Source organism: Pseudokineococcus basanitobsidens (genome assembly GCF_037482545.1).
Classification (GTDB): domain Bacteria; phylum Actinomycetota; class Actinomycetes; order Actinomycetales; family Quadrisphaeraceae; genus Pseudokineococcus; species Pseudokineococcus basanitobsidens.
In genome coordinates, this window is sequence record NZ_JBBIAA010000022.1 from 27,445 (window position 1) to 46,674 (window position 19,230).

The 19,230-nt window shown below is 78.0% G+C and carries 12 protein-coding genes and 3 pseudogenes; 6 read left to right on the forward strand and 9 right to left on the reverse strand.

Going from position 1 to position 19,230, the window contains the following annotated elements; translation table 11 throughout:
* Nucleotides 1–127: 127 nt before the first annotated feature.
* A complete protein-coding gene (locus tag WDZ17_RS14055) occupies nucleotides 128–886 on the reverse strand; it encodes a L,D-transpeptidase family protein (protein ID WP_339575799.1) in 759 nt (252 codons plus the stop codon).
* 373 nt (nucleotides 887–1,259) lie between these two features.
* Between WDZ17_RS14055 and WDZ17_RS14060 the strand changes: the two genes are divergently transcribed.
* Nucleotides 1,260–3,626 carry a glycoside hydrolase family 9 protein gene (locus tag WDZ17_RS14060; RefSeq protein ID WP_339575800.1) on the forward strand — a complete coding sequence of 789 codons (2,367 nt, stop codon included), beginning with the start codon at nucleotides 1,260–1,262 and terminating at the stop codon, nucleotides 3,624–3,626.
* A gap of 75 nt (nucleotides 3,627–3,701) precedes the next feature.
* Here the strand turns inward: WDZ17_RS14060 and WDZ17_RS14065 are convergent, their stop codons facing one another.
* Nucleotides 3,702–5,237, reverse strand: a complete 1,536-nt coding sequence (locus tag WDZ17_RS14065; RefSeq protein ID WP_339575801.1) for an MFS transporter — start codon at nucleotides 5,235–5,237, stop codon at nucleotides 3,702–3,704.
* A gap of 209 nt (nucleotides 5,238–5,446) precedes the next feature.
* On the opposite strand from WDZ17_RS14065, the gene WDZ17_RS14070 reads away from it, so the two are divergent.
* The 3 genes from WDZ17_RS14070 to WDZ17_RS14080 are packed head-to-tail and all read left to right on the forward strand — an operon-like array spanning nucleotide 5,447 to nucleotide 9,668.
* Nucleotides 5,447–7,207, forward strand: coding sequence for an L-type lectin family protein (locus tag WDZ17_RS14070; protein ID WP_339575802.1), 1,761 nt, complete (start codon nucleotides 5,447–5,449; stop codon nucleotides 7,205–7,207).
* Nucleotides 7,204–9,357, forward strand: coding sequence for a hypothetical protein (locus WDZ17_RS14075; RefSeq protein ID WP_339575803.1), 2,154 nt, complete (start codon nucleotides 7,204–7,206; stop codon nucleotides 9,355–9,357). Before WDZ17_RS14070 ends, WDZ17_RS14075 begins: the two co-directional genes overlap by 4 nt.
* Nucleotides 9,354–9,668: a hypothetical protein gene (locus tag WDZ17_RS14080; protein WP_339575804.1), complete on the forward strand. Its 315-nt coding sequence runs from the start codon at nucleotides 9,354–9,356 to the stop codon at nucleotides 9,666–9,668. The genes WDZ17_RS14075 and WDZ17_RS14080 overlap by 4 nt, the downstream gene beginning before the upstream one ends.
* Before the next feature lie 72 nt (nucleotides 9,669–9,740).
* Here the strand turns inward: WDZ17_RS14080 and WDZ17_RS14085 are convergent, their stop codons facing one another.
* The 4 genes from WDZ17_RS14085 to WDZ17_RS14100 all read right to left on the reverse strand — a co-directional run bounded on the left by WDZ17_RS14085 (nucleotide 9,741) and on the right by WDZ17_RS14100 (nucleotide 13,183).
* A complete protein-coding gene (locus WDZ17_RS14085; protein ID WP_339575805.1) occupies nucleotides 9,741–10,760 on the reverse strand; it encodes a L,D-transpeptidase family protein in 1,020 nt (339 codons plus the stop codon).
* Nucleotides 10,761–11,017: 257 nt separating this feature from the next.
* On the reverse strand, nucleotides 11,018–11,674 hold the full coding sequence (locus tag WDZ17_RS14090) for a malonic semialdehyde reductase (RefSeq protein WP_339575806.1): 657 nt from the start codon (nucleotides 11,672–11,674) through the stop codon (nucleotides 11,018–11,020).
* 124 nt (nucleotides 11,675–11,798) lie between these two features.
* Nucleotides 11,799–12,200 (reverse strand): DUF2382 domain-containing protein, encoded by a 402-nt coding sequence (locus WDZ17_RS14095; protein ID WP_339575807.1) that lies wholly within the window; start codon nucleotides 12,198–12,200, stop codon nucleotides 11,799–11,801.
* Between the two features lie 41 nt (nucleotides 12,201–12,241).
* Nucleotides 12,242–13,183: a DUF2382 domain-containing protein gene (locus tag WDZ17_RS14100; RefSeq protein WP_339575808.1), complete on the reverse strand. Its 942-nt coding sequence runs from the start codon at nucleotides 13,181–13,183 to the stop codon at nucleotides 12,242–12,244.
* Between the two features lie 548 nt (nucleotides 13,184–13,731).
* On the opposite strand from WDZ17_RS14100, the pseudogene WDZ17_RS14105 reads away from it, so the two are divergent.
* Both WDZ17_RS14105 and WDZ17_RS14110 read left to right on the forward strand, forming a co-directional pair.
* Nucleotides 13,732–14,007: pseudogene (locus WDZ17_RS14105) on the forward strand (PAS domain-containing protein); the annotation flags it as partial.
* Nucleotides 14,008–14,689: 682 nt separating this feature from the next.
* Nucleotides 14,690–15,298, forward strand: a complete 609-nt coding sequence (locus tag WDZ17_RS14110; RefSeq protein WP_339575811.1) for a PP2C family protein-serine/threonine phosphatase — start codon at nucleotides 14,690–14,692, stop codon at nucleotides 15,296–15,298.
* A gap of 2 nt (nucleotides 15,299–15,300) precedes the next feature.
* Here WDZ17_RS14110 and WDZ17_RS14115 read toward each other — a convergent pair whose 3' ends face one another.
* The 3 genes and pseudogenes from WDZ17_RS14115 to WDZ17_RS17570 form a co-directional block, all read right to left on the reverse strand.
* A complete protein-coding gene (locus tag WDZ17_RS14115) occupies nucleotides 15,301–17,949 on the reverse strand; it encodes a putative bifunctional diguanylate cyclase/phosphodiesterase (protein WP_339575809.1) in 2,649 nt (882 codons plus the stop codon).
* Between the two features lie 248 nt (nucleotides 17,950–18,197).
* A pseudogene (locus WDZ17_RS14120) lies at nucleotides 18,198–18,941 on the reverse strand (glycoside hydrolase family 16 protein); the annotation flags it as partial.
* Between the two features lie 15 nt (nucleotides 18,942–18,956).
* Nucleotides 18,957–19,230, reverse strand: a pseudogene (locus WDZ17_RS17570) (ricin-type beta-trefoil lectin domain protein); the annotation flags it as partial.

Consider the following 19,230-nt stretch of genomic DNA (forward strand, 5'->3'; position numbering starts at 1 on the left):
CCGGCCCGGGCGCTGCGGGTCGACGTCGAGCGCGTCGTCGCGCTGCTGCGACGCCTCCTGCGGTGAGGTGGCTGCACGAGACTCCGTGCTGGCGGAGCCTCGTGCAGCCACCACGTGACCGGTCCGCTCACCGCACGACGACGGTGCTCCCGATCGGCATGAGCTTCCGGCTCCAGATCATGTCCATCGCGGCGGTGCTCACGCGGGCGCAGCCGTGCGAGGCCGGGTAGGCGGGGATGCTCGTCGAGCCGTGGACGGCGATGCCGTCGGGGTGGAAGTACCGGGGCCGGTAGAGCCGGCCGAGCGGCGCGTCCCGCCAGCCGTCCTCGGCCCGGGTCACGCGGAAGGTCCCCGCCGGGGTGTCCGCGAGACGCCGCTGGCCCTGGGCGTTCGTGTAGTAGCGGTCGGTGCCGGTGGACGTGTGCAGCACCGTCCGGACCCGCCCGTCGTCGACGACGAGCAGGAGCCCGGCGCCGCGGACGACCTCGACGGCGTCGCCGCTGCGGGTCCGGGCCACCGGCACGACCCCCGCGTCCAGCGCGCGTCGGGTGCGGGGCCCCAGCACCCCGTCCCGCGCCAGCCCCGCCGCGCCCTGCAGCGCCAGGACCGCCTGCTCGGTGAGGGGGCCGAAGGTGCCGTCCGGCGTCCCGAGCCAGTAGCCGAGCGCGCTGAGCCGCTGCTGCGCCGCCAGCACCGCGCTGCCCCGGCTGCCGCGCCGCAGCGCGGGGACGGCCGCGGTCGTCGAGGCGGTCAGCGCGGTCGTCGACGGCCCGGTCGGCGCGACACCCGCCCGCACCACCCCGGTGGTCGTCGTCGCCGCCGTGGCGCCCGTCGGCACGCCGAGGGCGACCAGGGCCGCCACCACGACGGCCGTCGTCGCCCTCACGGTGCGTGCCGCTCCTGCTGGTCGACCCTCGGTCTCTCGCACGACTGCCCCCTGCGTCCTCCACCGACCGCGACGGCGTGCTCGCCGCCCGCGCCCTCCATCGTCCTCCGGAGCACCGCCCGTGTCCGGCCTTTCCGCGGGCCCCCGCCTCGTCCCGCACGGTCCCGGCGACCTGGACGTACCCCCCGATCCTTGACAGAGCGGGAGGTGCCGCCCACGCTGCAGGCGCGCTCGCCCGGCGGGTCGCCCCGGGTCGACGACGACGGCGTCGACGACGACGACGGGCGGTCCGCGGCGGGGGGCGTCGTGGCTCCTCGCCCCCGGCCCGACCGAGGGCGGCAGCCCCGCCGCAGCCCACGCCCGGAAGGTCCCGATGACGCGCACCTCCCAGCCCACCCGCACCGCTGCGGCCCTCGTCGTCGCGGTGATGGCGGCGACCGGCCTCGCCGGCGCCGTCCCGGCGACCGCCGCGGACGGCGACCCCGTCGAGCAGATCACCAACGGCTCGTTCGACGACGGCCTGACCGGGTGGAACGCCTATCCCGCCGCCTCGGTCGTCGACGGCAGGGGCTGCGTCGACGTGCCCGCCGGCAGCGGTCCCTACAGCGCCGCCATCACCCAGCAGGTGCCGCTCGAGGCGGGGGAGACGTACCGGCTCACGATGGAGGCGCTCACGCAGCCCGCGACGGCGGCGAACGTCCGCGTCGTCCTCCAGGCGGGGGCCGACCTGAACTACCTGCAGTTCCTCCCGGCGCAGAAGCTGGCGCTGACCCCCGAGCCGACGGACGTCGCGGCCACCTTCACGCCCGAGCAGGACTACGCCACCGCCGAGCTGGCGGTGCAGCAGGACATCACGAACGCCGCCGCCTACCGGCTGTGCGTCGACGACGTCAGCCTCACCGGGGGCGCCGAGCCGGAGGCGTACGTCCCCGACACCGGCTCGCGGCTCAAGGTCAACCAGCTCGGGTACCTGCCGCGCGGGCCGAAGGTCGCCACGCTCGTCACCGACGCCACGGAGCCGGTGCGCTGGCAGCTGCTGCGGGCCGACGGCCGACGGCTGTCGCGCGGGACGAGCGCCCCGCGGGGCGTCGACCCCACGGCCGGGACGAACGTCTACACCATCGACCTCAGCGGCGTGCCGGTCTCCGGCGAGGGCTTCACGCTCGTCGCCGACGGGGCCACCAGCGAGCCGTTCGACATCGCCGCGGACCTCTACGAGTCGCTGCGGACCGACGCGAAGACCTTCTTCTTCACGAACCGCAGCGGCATCGCGGTCTCCGACGAGCTCGCTCCCGGGTACGGCCGGCAGGCCGGGCACGTCGGCGTCGCCCCCAACCAGGGGGACGTCGCGGTCCCGTGCCTGCCCCTGGGCGACGACGCGCAGCAGCTCTACGTCGACCAGGGCGGGCAGCCGTGGACGTGCGAGAGGACCCACGACGTGAGCGGCGGCTGGTACGACGCCGGGGACCACGGCAAGTACGTCGTCAACGGCGGCATCGCCGTCGCCCAGCTGATGCAGGAGTACGAGCGCTCCCTGACCGCACCCACCGCGGACCGCGGCGCCCTGGCGGACGGGACGCTGAGCATCCCCGAGGCCGGCAACGGCGTCCCGGACCTGCTCGACGAGGCCCGCTGGGAGCTCGAGTGGATGCTGCGGATGCAGGTCCCGGCGGGAGAGCAGTACGCGGGGATGGCCTACCACAAGGTCGCGGACGCCGACTGGACCGGCCTGCCGATGCTGCCGGCGGACGACCCCCAGCCGCGCCGTCTCTACCGTCCGTCCACCGCCGCGACGCTCAACCTCGCCGCGGCGGCCGCGCAGGGCGCGCGGCTGTGGCGGCCCTACGACGCGGCCTTCGCCGACGAGCTGCTCGCCGCGGCGCGCACCGCGTACGCCGCGGCGCAGGCGACGCCGGACCTCTACGCCCCCGCGCCGGACGCCGCGGTCGACCCGAACCCGGGCAGCGGCCCGTACGACGACGACGACGTCACCGACGAGCTCTACTGGGCGGCCGCCGAGCTGTACCTGACGACGGGCGAGGACGCCGTCGAGGCGGACGTGCTGGCCTCGCCGTGGCACACCGCGGACGCCTTCCCCGCCGAGGGCTTCAGCTGGGGCGACGTCGCCGCGCTCGGCCGCCTGGACCTCGCGACCGTGCGCAGCGACCTGCCGGACCGCGACCGGGTGCGGGCCAGCGTCGTCGCCGGGGCCGACGGCTACCTCGCCGACCAGGCCGGCGAGCCGTTCGGCCAGCCCTACGCGCCCGAGGGCGACGTCTACGCCTGGGGCTCCAACAACGCCGTCTCGAACAACCTCCAGGTGGTCGCGACGGCGTACGACCTCACCGGGGACGCCCGCTACGGCGACGCCGTCCTGCGGGGGATGGACTACCTGCTCGGCCGCAACGCCCTGGCGCAGAGCTACGTCACCGGGTACGGCGAGCGGGACAGCCACCAGCAGCACAGCCGGTGGTACGCGCACTCGCTCGACCCGTCGCTGCCGCCGCCGCCGGACGGGACGCTGGCCGGCGGCCCGAACTCGACCGCCGCGACCTCGGGCGACCCGGTGGCGGGGCCGCTGCTCGGCGGCTGCGCGGCGCAGCTGTGCTACCTCGACGACATCGGGTCCTGGTCGACGAACGAGATCACGGTCAACTGGAACGCCCCGCTGTCGTGGCTCGCGTCCTTCGCGGCCGACCTCGACCGGGGGGTGCAGGACCCGGCGGCCCACCGGCGGTGACCTCCGCCCCGGCCCTTCCGCCCGGCGCGGGCGGACCGGGGCCGGGCACGTCCGGAAGACCTGCGCGGTCGGGGCTCAGGTCCGTCGGGCGGCGCGCGGCTGCGCCGGCACGAGCAGGGCCACGAGGGCGCCGGCGGCGACGATGCCGGCCCCGACGAGCAGGCCCCGGTCGTAGCCGGCGGACAGGGCCGCGAGCCCGGCCGACCCCGCGGCGTCGGCGCCGTCCGCGTCCCCGCCCAGCAGGCCGGCGGTCCGGGACGCGGCGACCGTCGAGAGCACCGCGAGGCCGATCGCGCCGCCCACCTGCCGGGAGGTGTTGACGAGGCCGGAGGCCAGGCCCGCCTGCTCGCCGGGGACCCCCGCCGTCGCGGCCGCGGCGATCGGCACCATCGTCAGCCCGATCCCGAGGCCGGCGACCATCGTCGGCAGCAGCAGCTCGCCGACGTAGGTGCCCGTCGCGGACGCGGTCGACAGCCACAGCAGCCCGGACGCGGAGACGAGGGGGCCGGTGACGAGCAGCGGGCGCGGACCGAGCCGCTGGGACAGCCGGGAGGACACCTGCGAGCCCGCGACGAGCAGGGCGCTCGCGGGCAGGAACGCGAGCCCCGCCTGCAGCGCGTCGAACCCGTGGACCCGCTGCAGCACGAGGGACATGAAGAACCAGAACGAGAACATGCCCATGCCGACGGTGAGCGCGACGCCGTTGGCGGCGGACAGCGCCCGGCGCCGGAAGATCGCCAGCGGGACGAGCGGGCGAGGGGCACGTCGCTCGACGAGGACGAAGAGCACCAGGAGCACCAGCCCGACCAGGAGCGGCACGAGCACGGCGGCCGACGTCCACGGCCGCGTCTCGGCGCCGACGACGCCGTAGACCACCGACGTCAGGCCGAGCGTGACGGCGAGGCTGCCCGGCACGTCGAGGTCCCGCAGCCGGGTGACGAGCGGCGCCGACCCGACGAGGGCCCACGCGGCCCCCACGGCCAGCAGCACGCCGAGCGGCACGTTGACGAACAGGACCCACCGCCAGCTCAGCAGGTCGGTGAGGACGCCCCCGACCAGCCCACCCATCGCGCCGCCCGCGCCGCCGACGGCGCCCCAGACGCCGAGGGCCCTCGCCCGCTCGGCGGGCTCGGTGTACGTCGTCGTCAGCAGGCTGAGGGTGGCGGGCGCGAGGACGGCGCCGCCGACGCCCTGGGCGGCGCGCGCCGCGACGAGCCACGCCTCGTCCTGCGCGAAGCCGCCGACGAGGCTGGCGAGCGAGAACAGGCCGACGCCGACGAGGAAGACGCGCTTGCGCCCGAACAGGTCCCCCGCGCGCCCGCCGAGCAGGAGCAGCCCGGCGAACGCGAGCGCGTACGCGTTGACGACCCACTGCAGGCCGGCCGTCGAGAGCCCGAGGTCCGTGCGCATCGACGGGAGGGCGACGTTCACGATGCTCACGTCGAGGATCACCATGAACTGCGCCGCCGCCGCGATGACGAGCACCGCCCAGTGGGGCACCTGGCGCCGCGCCCGCGCCGAGCCGTCCGTCGTCCGGGGCGGCACGTCCCGGGGCGAGGGCGGGCGGGAGCGGTCGGTGCCACCGCTCGTGCGGGGGGTGGTGGCGGTCACGGGCTGCTCCGGGGTCGCGGCGGGAGGCCGTGCGGCACGGCCAGGGGCACCAAGCGCCGCTCGTCCCGCGCCATTCCGGTGACGACGCGCGGCTCGCGCCCCCGGTCGCTCAGGCGTGGCCGAGGACGACCGATGCAGCAGGTCGGCGCCGCCGTCCGGGTGAGCCCGGACGACTCCCGGCGCGTCCACCCGTCGCCCCGGGAGCCCCCATGCCAGCCCGCCCACGACCGTCCCGTGCGCGCGCCCTCGCGGCCGCGCTGGTGGCGGCGGTCCTCGTGGTCCTCGGGGCGCCCGTCACCGGGTCGGCGGCAGCGGCGGAGGGGACGGGGACCCTGCTGCTGGAGGACGCCTTCCGCGGCACGACGGTGGAGGACCCGACGTACCGCGTCGGCGGCGCGCGCGACGGCTCGCCGGCGCCGTGGAGCCCGTGCCTGACCGCCGGCACGTCCACCGCGACGTCGCCGGTGCCCGGGTGCGGCCTGTCCCCGGCCGACGCCGACGGCGCGGGGGCCCTGCGGCTGACCCCGGCGGAGTACGGCGTCAACGGCTTCGTCCTCTACGACCACCCGCTCCCGCTGCGCGCCGGCCTCGACATCACCTTCACGAGCTACCAGTGGGGCGGCAACGGCGCCGACGGCCTGTCCTTCTTCCTCGCGGACGGCGCCCGCTCGCTCACGCGTGCGGGCGGCTACGGCGGGGCGCTGGGCTACAGCAACCGCGGCAACGCCGACGGCGTCGCCGGGGGCCTCCTCGGGGTCGGCCTCGACGCGTACGGCAACTACCCGCTGGAGACGCGCAACGACGACTGCCGGACCTCGGGCGCCTGGACGCCGCCGGAGGGTGCCCGGTCGAGCGACTACGCCTACCACGTCTCCGTCCGTGGCGACGGCGAGGGCAAGCGCGGCTACTGCATGCTCGGGGCCCCCGCGGACGCCCCCGAGCTGCGCCGACGGGGTGCGGCACGTCCCGAGGCCGTCGTCGCCCGGGTCGTCGTCGACCCTCCCTCCTCGGCCGCGCCGATGGTCACGGTCTTCCTCGACGGCCGGCAGGCGACGCGGGTGCCGCAGCCGGCGGCCCTCGCGCGCACGAGCACCTTCCGCTTCGGCTGGGGCTCCTCGACCGGGGGCCAGACCGACCACCACGAGATCGGGATGATCAGCGTCAGCTCCGTGGACCCGATGGGCCCGGACCTGGCCCTCACGGCGACGTCGCCGACGGAGCCCGTCGCGTCCGGCGCCGCCGCCCCCCTGGCCCTGACGGCCCGGGTGCGGTCGGTCAGCGGGCCGCTGCCGGCGCGCGAGCCGGTCGTGCTGCACGCGGACGCCCCCGAGGGGGCCTCCTTCGCCGCACCGGCGGGCACGGGCTGGGACTGCGCGACGACGACGCCGACCCGGCTGCGGTGCTCCTGGACGGCCGACCGCGCCACCCGGCCCGGGACGACGCTGCCGGTGCTCACCGCCCCGCTGCGCAGCACGGTCAGCGGCCGGCAGCAGGTGGTCGCGGTGGTGACGAGCGCGTCCGACGAGCCCGCGGTGCGCGCGGACAACACCGCGGGCGCCGAGGCCGTCTTCGTCCCCGGCGTCGAGCCCGTCGACGGCGGCGAGGTGGACGCCGCCGCGGACCCGGGGCCGCTCGTCGTCGCGCTGCGCACGGACGCGCGGCCGCAGGTCGTCGTGAAGGCGGGCGGCACGTCGCGCACCGGCGACGTCCGGCCGGGGACGGGCACGGAGGTCGTCCTCACCCCGGCGCCGAGGACGAGCGGTCTGCTGCGCGGCACGGTCGCCGTCGTCGACGGGGACGGGCGCCGCAGCCCGCAGGCCCCCGTGGTGCTCGTCGTGCGACCCGTCGCACCGCCGGTCTCGGGGAGCACGCGCAGCGGGGAGGAGGTCGTGCTGCCGGCCCCGTCGGCCCGGTCGGCACCGGCCCGCTCCGCTACGAGCTCGTCGGCACCGGCGACCCGTCGACCGTGACGAGCGCCGAGGTGGACCCGGGGAGCGGCGCGCTCACCGTGGCCCCCGCCGCCGGGACGAGCGGGCGCGTCCGGCTGTCCTACCGGGTCGTGGGCGCCGACGACGTCGCGAGCGCGCCCGCGCCGGTGGTCCTCGACGTGCGACCCAGCGGCGGTGGCGACGACGTCGTGCGCCTGCCGCTCGACGCCGCGGGCGAGGCCAGCGGCGAGGTCGAGCTGGCCCGGCCGAGCGGCAGCGGCCCCTTCACCTACCGGCTCCTCGAGGCGCCCTCGCGCGTGGCGGCGGCGACGCTGTCGCCGGCCGGGGTGCTCCGGCTCGACGCCGTGCCCGGGCGCAGCGGCACGTCGGTGCTGCGGTACGCCGTCGAGGACGGCGCGGGGTCGACCAGCGACCCGGTCGCCGTGGTCGTGCGCGTGGCGCCCCACGTCGCGGCGGCCCGGGGGACGGGGACGGCGGGCGGTGGTCCGCTGCGCGTCCCGCCCCCCGCGGTGGTCGGCTCGGGACCGTTCCGCTTCGCGGTCGGGGAGGTCGCCGGCGGCGGTTCCGCGACCGTCGAGGAGGCGACGGGCCTCGTGACGCTGCAGCACCGCGACGCCGCCGGTCGGTACGTCGTCCCGCTCACCGCCACCGACGCCGACGGCGTGGCGAGCGACCCCGGGTCCGTGGAGGTCGTCGTCGCCCCCGCGGCGCAGGACGCCCTCGCCCGGTCGAAGGTCTCCGAGGAGCCCGCGGCCGTGCGGGTGCGGCCCGTCGTCCTGGGCACGGCGGAGCCGGAGCTCGTGGTGACCACGCCGCCCGACCCCGCCGACGGGGAGGCGGAGGTGGACGGGCCGGACCTCGTCCTGCGCCCCGCCCCCGGCTTCAGCGGCCGCCTCGTGGCCGGGTACACCGCCACCGGCTCCGGCGTGACGAGCGCGCCCGCGCGGGCCGTGCTCGAGGTCGCGCCGGTCGCCGCCGACACCGGGGCCGCGGCGGTCTCGGGCACGAGCACCGGCGTCGCGCTGCCGGCCCCCACCGGCCGCGGCCCCTTCTCCTTCCGCCTGCTCGAGCCGCTCGGCCCCCACGTCGCCGCGGCCGCGGTCCGCGGCGACGTCGTGACGCTGCAGCCCGCGCGCGACTTCTCCGGGGACCTGGCGCTGCGCTACGTCGTCGAGGACGCCGACGGCTTGGGCAGCGACCCGGCGACGCTGCTCGTCGCGGTCGCCCCGGTCGCCCCGGCGCTCGTGGCCACCGGGTCGGCCTCCGCGCTCGCCCCGGCCGAGGTGGTGGCCCCCGTCCCGGAGGCCGCCGGCACGGGGCCCTTCCGCGTCGAGCTCGTGGAGGCCGCCCCGCAGGACTGGGGACGCACGGTCGTCGACCCGGTCGCCGGGACGACCTCCCTCGCCCCGGTCCCCGGGCGCAGCGGCGTCGCCCTCGCGCGCTACCGCGTCCTGGACGCGGACGGCCGTCCCAGCGACCCCGCGCCCGTCTCCTTCGTGGTGCTCCCGACGGTGGACGGCCTGCCGGGGGCACGCACGACCTCGGGGCGCGCCGTCGAGCTCGCGCCCCCCGGGGCCGTGGGGACGGGACCCTTCCGATGGGCGCTCGTGACGACCCCGCCGCCAGGGCAGGCGTCCGCGGAGATGGACCCGGCCACGGGACGGCTCGTCGTCCGCCCGGCGCCCGGCCACGTCGGGCCGCTCGTCGTCGCCTGGTCCGTGACGGACGCCTCCGGCCTGACGAGCGCGCCCGCCCAGGTGGTCGTGGACGTCGTGGCGGCCCCCGCCCCGACCCCTGCCCCCGCGCCGTCGCCCGCGCCGACCGCTGCGCCGTCGCCCGCGCCGACCGCTGCGCCGTCGCCCGCGCCGACCGCCGCGCCGTCGCCGGCGGCGGGGGCACCGGCCGCGCCCGCGGCCCCGGTGACGACCGGGGGAGGTCGCGCCCCGCGCGCGACCGCGGCCCGCGGCGACGGCGGTCGCGCGTCCTCCGACGGCCCGGGGCGGCTCGCCCGCACGGGTGCCGACCTGCTGCTCCTCGGCGTCGCCGGGGGCCTGCTCGTCGCGACCGGGGCGGGCGTGCGGGCCGCCGGCCGCCGACGCGCGGGGTCCCGGGACGGCGCGGGGACCCGGGATGGCGCGGGGACCACGGGCGGCGGCACGCTGACCCCGTGAGCGACGACGGGGCGCGACCCTCGCGGCCGGTCCGGCCGGCCGTCGGCAGGTTCGAGGCCGTGCTGGCCGGCGTGCTGGCCGCGGCGGCATTGCTGGCCGCGCTCGTCGGCAGCCGCTGGTGGTGGCCCGCCCTCGTCGCCGCGTTCGCCGTGCTGGCGGTCGGGCTGGCGCAGCCGGTGCTGCGACGCCGGGTGCTGGAGCGCCGTGCCCGTGAGCGCGGTGTCACCGAGCCCGGTTCCCCCGAGCCCGGTTCCCCCGAGCCCGGTGCCCCCGAGCCCGGTGCCCGTGGTCGAGGTGGACCGTCGTCGTAGGCGTCGTCCCGACGGTCCGCGGTCGCGCCCCCGGTCGTCCGGCCCGGCGGTCGGACGGGTCCGGGAGGCGGGTCAGTGGACCAGCACGGTCCGTCCGATGGGCATGAGGTCGTCCGCCCAGACCATGTCCATGGCCGGCACGCTCACGCGGGCGCAGCCGTGCGACGCGGGGTAGCCCGGGATGCTGGTCGACCCGTGCAGGGCGATCCCGTCGGGGTGGAAGTAGCGCGGCCGGTAGAGACGGCCGAGGGAGCTCTCGGTCCAGCCGTCGTCGTCGCCGTTCGAGGCCCACGTGACCTCGAAGGTGCCGCGCGGGGTGTCGGCGACGCGCTGCTCGCCGGCCGGGTTCGTGTAGTCCTCGAAGGTCCCCGTCGACGTGTGCAGCGCGAGGTCGACCTCGCCGTCGTCGACGAAGAGGACGAGGCCGGCGTCGAGGTCGACCTCGACGACGTGCCCGTCCGTGGTCTCCGGGGACGGCCGGACGCCCTCGTCGAGCGCCGCCCGCGTGTTCGGCCCGAGGACGCCGTCGCGCTGGAGGCCCGCCGCGCCCTGCAGCGCCATGACGGCCTGCACGGTGAGCGGGCCGTACGCGCCGTCCGCGGTCCCGAGCCAGTAGCCGAGGTCGACGAGCCGCTGCTGGGCGGCCTGCACCGCGGCGCCGTCGTCGCCCGCCCGCAGGGCCACCGGCTCGGCCTCCTCGGGGGTCGACGTCGCCTCCGGCTGCTGCGCCGTCCCGGACGGCGAGGGCTCCGGCTCCGCCGTGGGCTCGGGTGCCGACGTGCTCTCCGGCTCGACGGTCTCCTCGGCCGACGGCTCGGGCTCCGCGGTCGGCTCGGGCTCCGCGGTCGCCTCGGGCTCCGCGGTCGCCTCGGGCTCCGCGGTGGCCGTCGGGGACGGCGTCGTCGTGGTCGTCGGCACGGACGCCGACGGCGTGGCCGGGGTCGCCGGCGCCGAGGAGGCCGGTGCGCTGCTCGCCGGCCCGGCGGCCCCGGTGACCGCCGCGCCCGTCGAGCAGGCGGCGGTCCCGGCGAGCACCAGCGTCGTGGCGACGGCGGCGAGGCCGGTGCGGGTGCGACGTGCGCGGACGGTCATGGGTCGTCGACCTCCTGACGGTCGGTGGGCGTGGCGGGGGAGGCGGCGCCAGCAGCCCCCCGACTGGTCACCGAGGGTGCCACGGCCGTCGGGGTCTGCCGCCCCGGCGTCCCGTCCTGGTGCAGGACCGTGACCTGCGGCACCCGTTCGAGGGGCCCCGGAAGTCCAGGGAGCCCTGGACTCCAGGGAGCTCTGGACTCGAGGGAGCGCTGTGCTCGAGGGACCTCTGGACGGGACACCTCGGACGGCGGCGGTGATCAGGCCCAGCGCAGGACGTCCTCGGCCGCCAGCCGCGGCATCCGGGGGCGGTAGGAGTCCTCGTCCGGGTGGCCCAGCGTGACGACGAGCAGGGCGTGCCAGCTCCCCGTGCCGTCGGCGTCGCCGAAGAGGTCGCGGTCGAGCCCGTCCGCGTCGAAGCCCGCCATCGGGCCGGCGGCCAGCCCGACGGCGCGGGCCGCCAGGACCAGGTACGCCGCCTGCATCCACGTCCCCGAGGTGCCCAGGGCCTCGCGCCGGTCCGGGTCGGCCTCGAGCGCCTGCTGCATCGACGCCATCGGGGGCATGACCTCGGGGACGCGGTCGTGGAAGCGCCGGTCGACGGCGACGACGGCGACGGCCGGTGCGGCGAGCACCCGTCCGCGGTTGCCCTCGGCCATGTGCTCGGCGAGCCGGGCGCGGCCCTCGTCGGTCCGGACGAGCAGGACCCGCGCCGGCTGGGTGTTCGCCGACGTCGGCGCCCAGCGGGCGAGCTCCCACACCTCGGCGAGCTCGGCGTCGGTGACGGGCTCGTCGGTGAAGCGGTTGGCGGTCCGCGCCGCGGTGAACAGGCCGGCGCGGCCGGCGTCCTCCAGCGGGGGCAGCGGCCGTGCCGGGCTGCGCTGCTGGCGGGGGACGGTGGTGGTCTCGTGCGTCATGGCTCTCCCGGTCGCGGCCTCGAGGTGGTGCGGTCCTCGTCGACCACGCCGGCGGCGCCCGGACGGCCCGCCGCGGGGTGCAGACACCGCGGCGGGCCCGGTCATTCCCGGCGGGACCGCGGCCTCAGCGCGGGCCGGCCTCCGTCGAGCCGCCCGGCGCGGCACCGGTCCCCTCGACCTCGACGACCTCGCGCGCGAGGTCGACCGTGACGGGCGTCGTCCCCTCGACCCGGCGGACGGCGACCCGCACCCGCTCCACCGGTCGCGCCTCCACGGAGACGACCGGCACCTCCTCGTGGAGCACGAGCACGACCTCCCGGTCCCGGTCCCGCGCCTCGTCGGCCGGCCGGTCGGCCCCGGCGCCGCCCTCCAGCGGCTCCCGCGTGACGACGAGCTCCTCGTGGCGGAGCTCGACCTCGACCTCGACCCGGCGCCGTCGGGTGACGACGCGCTTGGAGACGCGGACGCGCTCGACCGGCACGCGCTCGGTCCGGGCCACCGCCCGCTCCTGCGACGCCGTCACCACGACGTCGCAGGAGCGGTCACCGGCTCCGGTGGGGACGGTGCTCAGCGCCGGTCGGCGTCGTCGGACCGGGTCGTGCCGTCGCCGTCGCCGTCGACCTCGATCTCCTCGCGGCGCGCGTCCGTGCTCACGGACTCGGTGCCCGTGACGGTCTGCGTGCCGAGCCGCACCCGCTCGACGGGGACCGTCTCCTTGTCCACGACGGCGCGCTCCTCGTGCAGCGTCACCTCGTGCTCCTCCTCGGTGAGGTCACCGCCGGAGACGGCGTCGCCCCGGTTGGCGTCGGTGATCGGCTCGCGGTCGACGACGACCTCCTCGTGGCTGACCGGCACGTCCTGCGTCACCCGCTCCGTGACGACGTGCTTGCGCAGCCGCGCCCGCCCGCTCTCGCGGCTCTGCGTGCCCACCGAGACCCGCTCCTCCGAGCGCGTCATGGCGTCGTCGGTGTTCGGGCCGCTGGTGTCGTGGCCCTCGCCGCGGGTGCCGCCCTCGGCGTACCCGGGCGACCCCGTGCCGGTCGTCCCGTCGACGGCGGGGGCGTCCCGCGTGCCCTCGGCGTGGCCGGGGGCGCCGGTGCCGACCGTGCCGGTCGCCGTCCCCGCCGCTGCGGCCGTGCCCCGGTCGGCGGTGCCCTGGTCGGTGGTGTCCCGGTCGGTCGTGCCGGCGGTGCCGCCGGCGAGCCCGTAGTGGCGGTAGAGCTCGTCCTCCTCGGCGGGGGAGAGCTCGGCGTCGGAGTCCATCCGCGGCGCGTCCTTGACCTTGTCCTTGCTGTAGGGCACGCGGACCCGGTCGCCGTCCAGCGTCGCGGCGTCGAGCGGCACGAAGCTCTCCGAGGAGCCGAACAGGCCCGTCTTCACCGTGACCCAGCTGGGGCGGTCGGTGTCGTCGTCGAGGTAGACGGTGCCCACGGAGCCGATCTTCTCGTCGCCGTCGGAGTAGACGTCCGCGTCGTACAGGGACCGGACCTGGTCGCTCGTGATGCTCATGCGGTGGCTCCTCGCGTCGTGGCGGCGCTCGCCGCCGGGGCGGCCGCGGGTGGCGGGGGCGAGGTCCGCGAGCGCTGCGCGCTGCCGACGACGTCCCCCCGCGGTGCCGGTCGCACCTGCGGCCGGCGGGGCCCGCGCGGCTGCGCGGTGCCCCCGGTCCGCGAGCATGACCGTCCCTGCGGATTCCGCACCCCGGGACGCTCGACCTCCCTCCTGGCCGCGAGGGGGGGTCACGCCGGTCCCACGCCGACGGGCAGGTGGCCGGCAGCAGGTCCGTGCCCCTTCCCCCCGGCGTCGGGGCGGGACCGGCACCGCTCGTCGGGCGCCGAGGCCCGCCGGCGGCTGCCGCCTCGGGGCGGCGGCTAGGTTCTCCGGTCGTGGACGACCTGCTGGCCGCTGCCGGGGCGCTCCGGGCGGACTACGAGGCCGTCGACTGGGCGGCGACGAGCGTCGGCGCCCCGTCGACCTGGGACGAGCGGCTGCGCGCGACGCTCTCCCTGGCCCTGAGCACCCGGTTCCCCGTGGCCCTGTTCTGGGGCCCCGACCTCGTGATGCTCTACAACGAGGCCTACACGGGCCTCGTCGAGGACAAGCACCCCGCCGCCCTCGGCCGTCCCGCCCAGGAGGTCTTCCCGGAGGCCTGGGAGGTCATCGGGCCGATGTTCACCGAGGTGCGCAGCACGGGGCGGGCGAGCTGGACGCAGGACGAGCGGATGCTCCTGCGGCGCTCGGGCACCCCGGAGGAGACCTTCTTCACCTTCTCGTACTCCCCGGTCACGGGCGCCGTCGGCACGGTGGTGGGCGTGGTGGACATCGCCGTGGAGACCACGCGCCAGGTGGTCGACCGCCGCCGGCTGGAGCTCCTGACGGAGCTGAACCTGGCGCTCGCGGACCTCCTCGACCCCGCCGACCTCGCCGACCGCGCCCTGCCCGTGCTGCGCTCGGCGCCGCGGGACCTGCGCGCCGTCGACCTCGTGGGGCCCGACGCCGGGGCGGCGCACGACCGGCGGGCCCCGCACGAGCCGCTGCTGCCGGAGCCGCCCGACGTGGTCCCCGCGGACGGCCCCGTCGTCGTCGCGGCACCCGTCGGACCGGTGGCCTGGGTGCGGCTGCCGTCGAGCCGGCCGGGGAGCCGGCGTCCCCTGCTGGGTGTCGTGCTCGCCGACGACGTCCCCGTCGACGCCGAGCACCGCGGCTTCCTCGCGCTCGTCGCGTCCTCGCTGGCCGCCGCCCTGGACCGGGCCCAGGCGCACGCCGTCGAGCAGGCGGCCACCGACGTCACCCGCCGCATGTCCGAGGCGCTGCAGCGCTCGATGCTCACCGAGCTGCCGCAGCCGGACCACCTCCAGCTGCACGCCCGCTACGTGCCCGCGGTGGACACCGAGCAGGTCGGCGGCGACTGGTACGACGCCGTCGTCCTGCCGGACGGTGCCACGACGCTCGTCATCGGCGACGTCGTCGGTCACGACAGCCGCGCCGCGGCGGCCATGGGTCAGCTGCGGGGCGATGACGCGGACCCTCGCGTGGGCCTTCGAGGAGCCCCCGTCGCAGGTGCTCGGCCGCGTCGACCGGGCGATGGCGGACCTGCACGCCACCACGCTCGCCACCGCCCTGCTCGCCCGGCTCGAGCAGACCGAGGAGGACGCCCGGACCGGTCAGCGGCGGCTGCGCTGGACGAGCGCCGGGCACCTCCCGCCGCTCGTGCTGCACCCGGACGGGACCGCCGAGCTGCTGCCCGGTCGCAGCGACCTGCTGCTCGGGGTCGACGCGCGCTCGCCGCGGCGGGACCACACGGCGCTGCTGCCGCCCGGCTCGACCCTGGTGCTCTACACCGACGGCCTCGTCGAGCGCCGCGACCGGACGCTGACGACGACGCTCGAGGCGCTGAGGACGGCGGCGGTCCGCCACGCCGGGCTCGGGCTGCCCGAGCTGGTGGACGCCCTCCTGCACGACATGACCCGCCTGCCGCGGGACGGTGACGTCGGTGGCGCCGGCGGTCACGGGGCCGGACCGCAGCGGGGCCGCGACCACGACGACGACGTCGCCGTCCTCGCGGTGCGGCTGCACCCCGAGGACCGCCCGCGACCGCCCGAGGCGGGGCCCAGCCACCTCTGACGTCAGGCCGGTCGGTGCGTGTCCTGCGGGACGCCCCGCGGGCGCGGCAGGGCCGGGCGGGGAAGGGCCGGGCGGGGAAGGACAGGGCGGGGAAGGGCAGGGAGGGGCGCCGGCCGGGGGCCGAGCCCGGGCGCCCGGTCCCCGGGGGGCGCGGGGCGGTGGAACCAGAAGCCCTGCACCGCGTCGCAGCCGGCCGCGCGCAGCGCGTCCATCTGGGCGCTCGTCTCCACGCCCTCGGCCACGACCTCCAGCCCGGCCGCGCGGGCGGCCCCGACGACGAGGCGCACGAGCTGGGCGTCGGCCGGGTCGTCCGAGCCGGCGAGGCTCCGGTCGACCTTGAGGATGTCCGCGGGCATGCGCTGCAGCTGGGCGATCGAGGTGAACCCCGTGCCGAAGTCGTCGATCGCCACGGCGACGCCGAGCGCCCGGAGCTCGGCGAGCCGCTCCAGCGCCGTCTCGTGGTCCACGAGCACGGTCTCGGTGATCTCCAGGACGAGCCGGTGCGGCCCGAGCCCCGAGCCGGCCAGGGCCTCGCGCACGTCCTCGACGACGCGCGGGCTCGCCAGGTGCCGGCCGGAGATGTTGACCCCGACGTTGCGGCCGGCCGCCACGGGGTCCGACGCCGACCAGGCGGCGAGTTGGGAGGTCGCCTGGCGCAGCACCTCGCGCCCGAGGTCGCACACGAGGGCGGAGCGCTCGGCGACGTCCACGAAGTCCGCGGGCGGCACCAGGCCGTGCCCGGGCCGCTCCCAGCGCACGAGCGCCTCGTAGCCGAGGACGCGCTCGTCGTCGACGGCGACGACGGCCTGGTAGTGCAGGCGGAGCTCTCCGCGGGCGATCCCGAGCGCGAGCGCCTCCTCGAGCTCGCGGACGGCGAGCAGCTGGGCGCGCAGCTCGTCGTCGAAGAAGCCGACGCCGCCGCGTCCGCTCGCCTTGACCCGGTACGTCGCGGTGTCCGCCTCGGCGAGCAGCACCTCGCGCCCGACCGTCCCGTCGCCGCTGCGGGCAACGCCGACGCTCGCCCCGACGGACGCCGTCCCCGCGGCGAGCGGCACCGGCCGGGCGACCGCCTCGACGAGCCGCTCGGCCACCTGCAGCAGGGCCCGCTCGTCCGCGCGCTCCACGACGACGAGGAACTCGTCGCCGCCGAGGCGGCACACCGCGTCGCCCGGGCGGACGGAGGTCCGCAGCCGTGCCGCGACGACGCGGAGCAGCTCGTCGCCCGCGGCGTGGCCGAGGGTGTCGTTGACCCGCTTGAACCGGTCGAGGTCCACGAACAGGACGCCGACGGGCGTCCGCTCCCGGCGGGCGCGGGCGAGCGCGCAGTCCAGCAGGTCCAGCGCCCGCGCCCGGTTCGGCAGCTCGGTGAGGGGGTCGTGGGTCGCGCGGTGGGTGAGGTCCTCGCGCAGGCGGTCCCGGTCGACCATCGCCTGGACCATGCCGGTCACGGAGGCGTGCACGACCTCGCCGAGCGGCCCCGGCAGGGGCCGCGCGAGCAGCGGGCTGCCGAGGTCGCCGGCGCAGACCGCACGCGCCTGCTCCTGCAGCCGGCCGAGGGACGCCACGGTCGCGGCCAGGCCCGTGGCGACCGTCCGGACCTCGCGGGGTCCGCCGACCCGGACGGGCACGAGCTCCCCGTCGCCGACGCGGCGCGCCCGGTCGGCGAGGTCGAGCAGCGGGCGGGTGAGCGCGAGGCTCGTGCGCACCACGGCGGCGACCGTCACGAGCAGCAGGAGGAGGGCGCCGACGGCCAGGTGCACGGCGCGGGTGCGGGCGCTCTCGGCCTCGGCGCGGGTCACGGCCTCCGCGCGCGCCGCCGCGGCGGTGACCAGCCCGCCGAGACCGTCCTGCCGGTCGGTGGCCCGCACGACGGCGTCGCGCACGTCCGCCGGCGCCGCCGACCGCAGCGCGCCGGCGCCGGGGAGCGCCCGCGACGCGGCGAGCAGGTCCGCGCTGCGCAGCCGCAGCCCCGGGGACGTCGAGGCGGCGAGGCCCTCGAGCGTCGTCCAGGTCGAGCCGGCCGTGACCCCCGCGCCGCCCGTCGGACCGGCGGGCGCGTCGCCCGCGGTCGGGGCCAGCGCGGCGTCGAGGACGGCGAGCGCCTCCCGTCCGCCGAGGCCGGCGGCGTCGGCCGCGGCCCGCGTCTCCAGCGCCGCGGTGACGAGGTCGCCCTCGAGCCCCTGCGCCACCGCCTCGTCCACGGCCTGCCGCTGGGCGAGGAGGAGGTCGTCGGTGAGCGGCTCGAAGACGGGCCCGACGGCCGGCCAGGAGGAGGCGAGGTCGACGGCGGTGCGCAGCGGCTCCAGGTCCCCCGCGACGTCGTGCACGTGGTCCGCCGCGGGAGAGCCCGGTGGCACCGCCGCCACGGCCGCGTCGGTGCGCCGGCGCGCCTGCGCGAGCTCCTCGTCGCCCAGCCGGACCACGACGGCGTCCTCGACCTCGGCGTCGAGCGCCGTGCCCGGGCCGGCGCCCGCGAGGTGGGTCCGTACCGAGGAGGCCAGCACCTCCTGCACCAGGGCGCTGCGCACCACGGCCACGCGGCCGGAGACGACGACCGCCTCGAGCGCCCGCTCGGCCGCCGCGGCGTGGCGCACCTCCAGCCCCACGAGCGCGCCGGTGGCGCCGAGCAGCCCCAGGCCGGGGACGAGCACGAGCGCCACCAGGTGCGCGCGCAGGGGCGCACCACGCCCACGTCCTCGTCCCCCCATACCCGGGGTGATCGACCTCCGGCGGACGCCGCAGGAGCGCCGGGCGCCGCACCACCCGGTCGGAGGAGCGGCTCCCGCGCTCCCGGGCGCCCTGCGCCGGGAGCCCGGGCGCGCCGGTGGCGACCCCACGCCGGCGTCGTCGCGCCGGAGGGGAGCCGCCACCGGGCGGGCCGGCGGGGTCAGCCGGCGTAGACCCGCACGTAGTCGACCTTCATCTGCGCCGGGAAGGGCGTCGAGGCGTCGGGGCTGCCCGGCCACTGCCCGCCCACCGCGAGGTTGAGCAGCAGGAAGAACGGCTTGTCGTAGACCCACCGGTCGCCGCCGAGGTCGGAGGGGGTCCGGGTCTGGTACTCGACGCCGTCGACGGACCAGGTGATGCGGTTCGGCGACCAGTCGACCGCGAAGGTGTGGAAGGCGTCGCCGACGGCGGCGCCGCCCGGGACGACGTAGGGCGCGCCGATGCTCTCCCCGCCGGAGTACCCGGGGCCGTGCAGCGTCCCGTGGACGGTGCGCGGCTCGCGCCCGATGTTCTCCATGACGTCGATCTCGCCGGCGCCCGGCCAGGGGTTGCTCGGCAGGTCGGCGCCGAGCATCCAGAACGCGGGCCACACGCCCTGGCCCTTCGGGACCTGGATGCGGGACTCGATGCGCCCGTACGTCGTCGTGAACTTCCCCTGGGTGGTCAGGCGCCCGGAGGTGTACTGGCAGGTGCCGTACCAGCACTGGTGGCCGCCGGACCCCTTGCGCGCGGTGATGACGAGGTGGCCGGCGCCGTCCATGGCGGTGTTGGCCGTCCCGGCCGTGTAGTACTGCAGCTCCCCGTTGCCGCCACCGCCGCCGTCCACCTCCTGGTTCCACCGCGAGGCGTCCACGCCGGTGCCCGCGCCCCCGTCGAACTCGTCCGCGAAGACGAGCCGCCGGGCGGGCGTGCCGCCGCCCACGGCGGGCGTCGTCCACTTCTGGTTGGGCTGCCCGCTGCACGTCCACAGCTGGAGCGGCGTGCGGTCGGCGCTCGAGGGCCCGGTGGCGTCGAGGCACTTGTCGGCCTGCACGTTGACGACGTCGCGGGCGCCGCTGACGGCCCACCGCTGCGCGCCGGAGCCGTTGCAGGTCCACAGCTGCACCCGGGTGCCGTCGGCGGTCCCGCCGCTCGCCGCGTCCAGGCACTTCCCGAGCGCGCGGATCGTGCCGTCCGCGCGCACGTCCCACTGCTGGGGGGCCTGG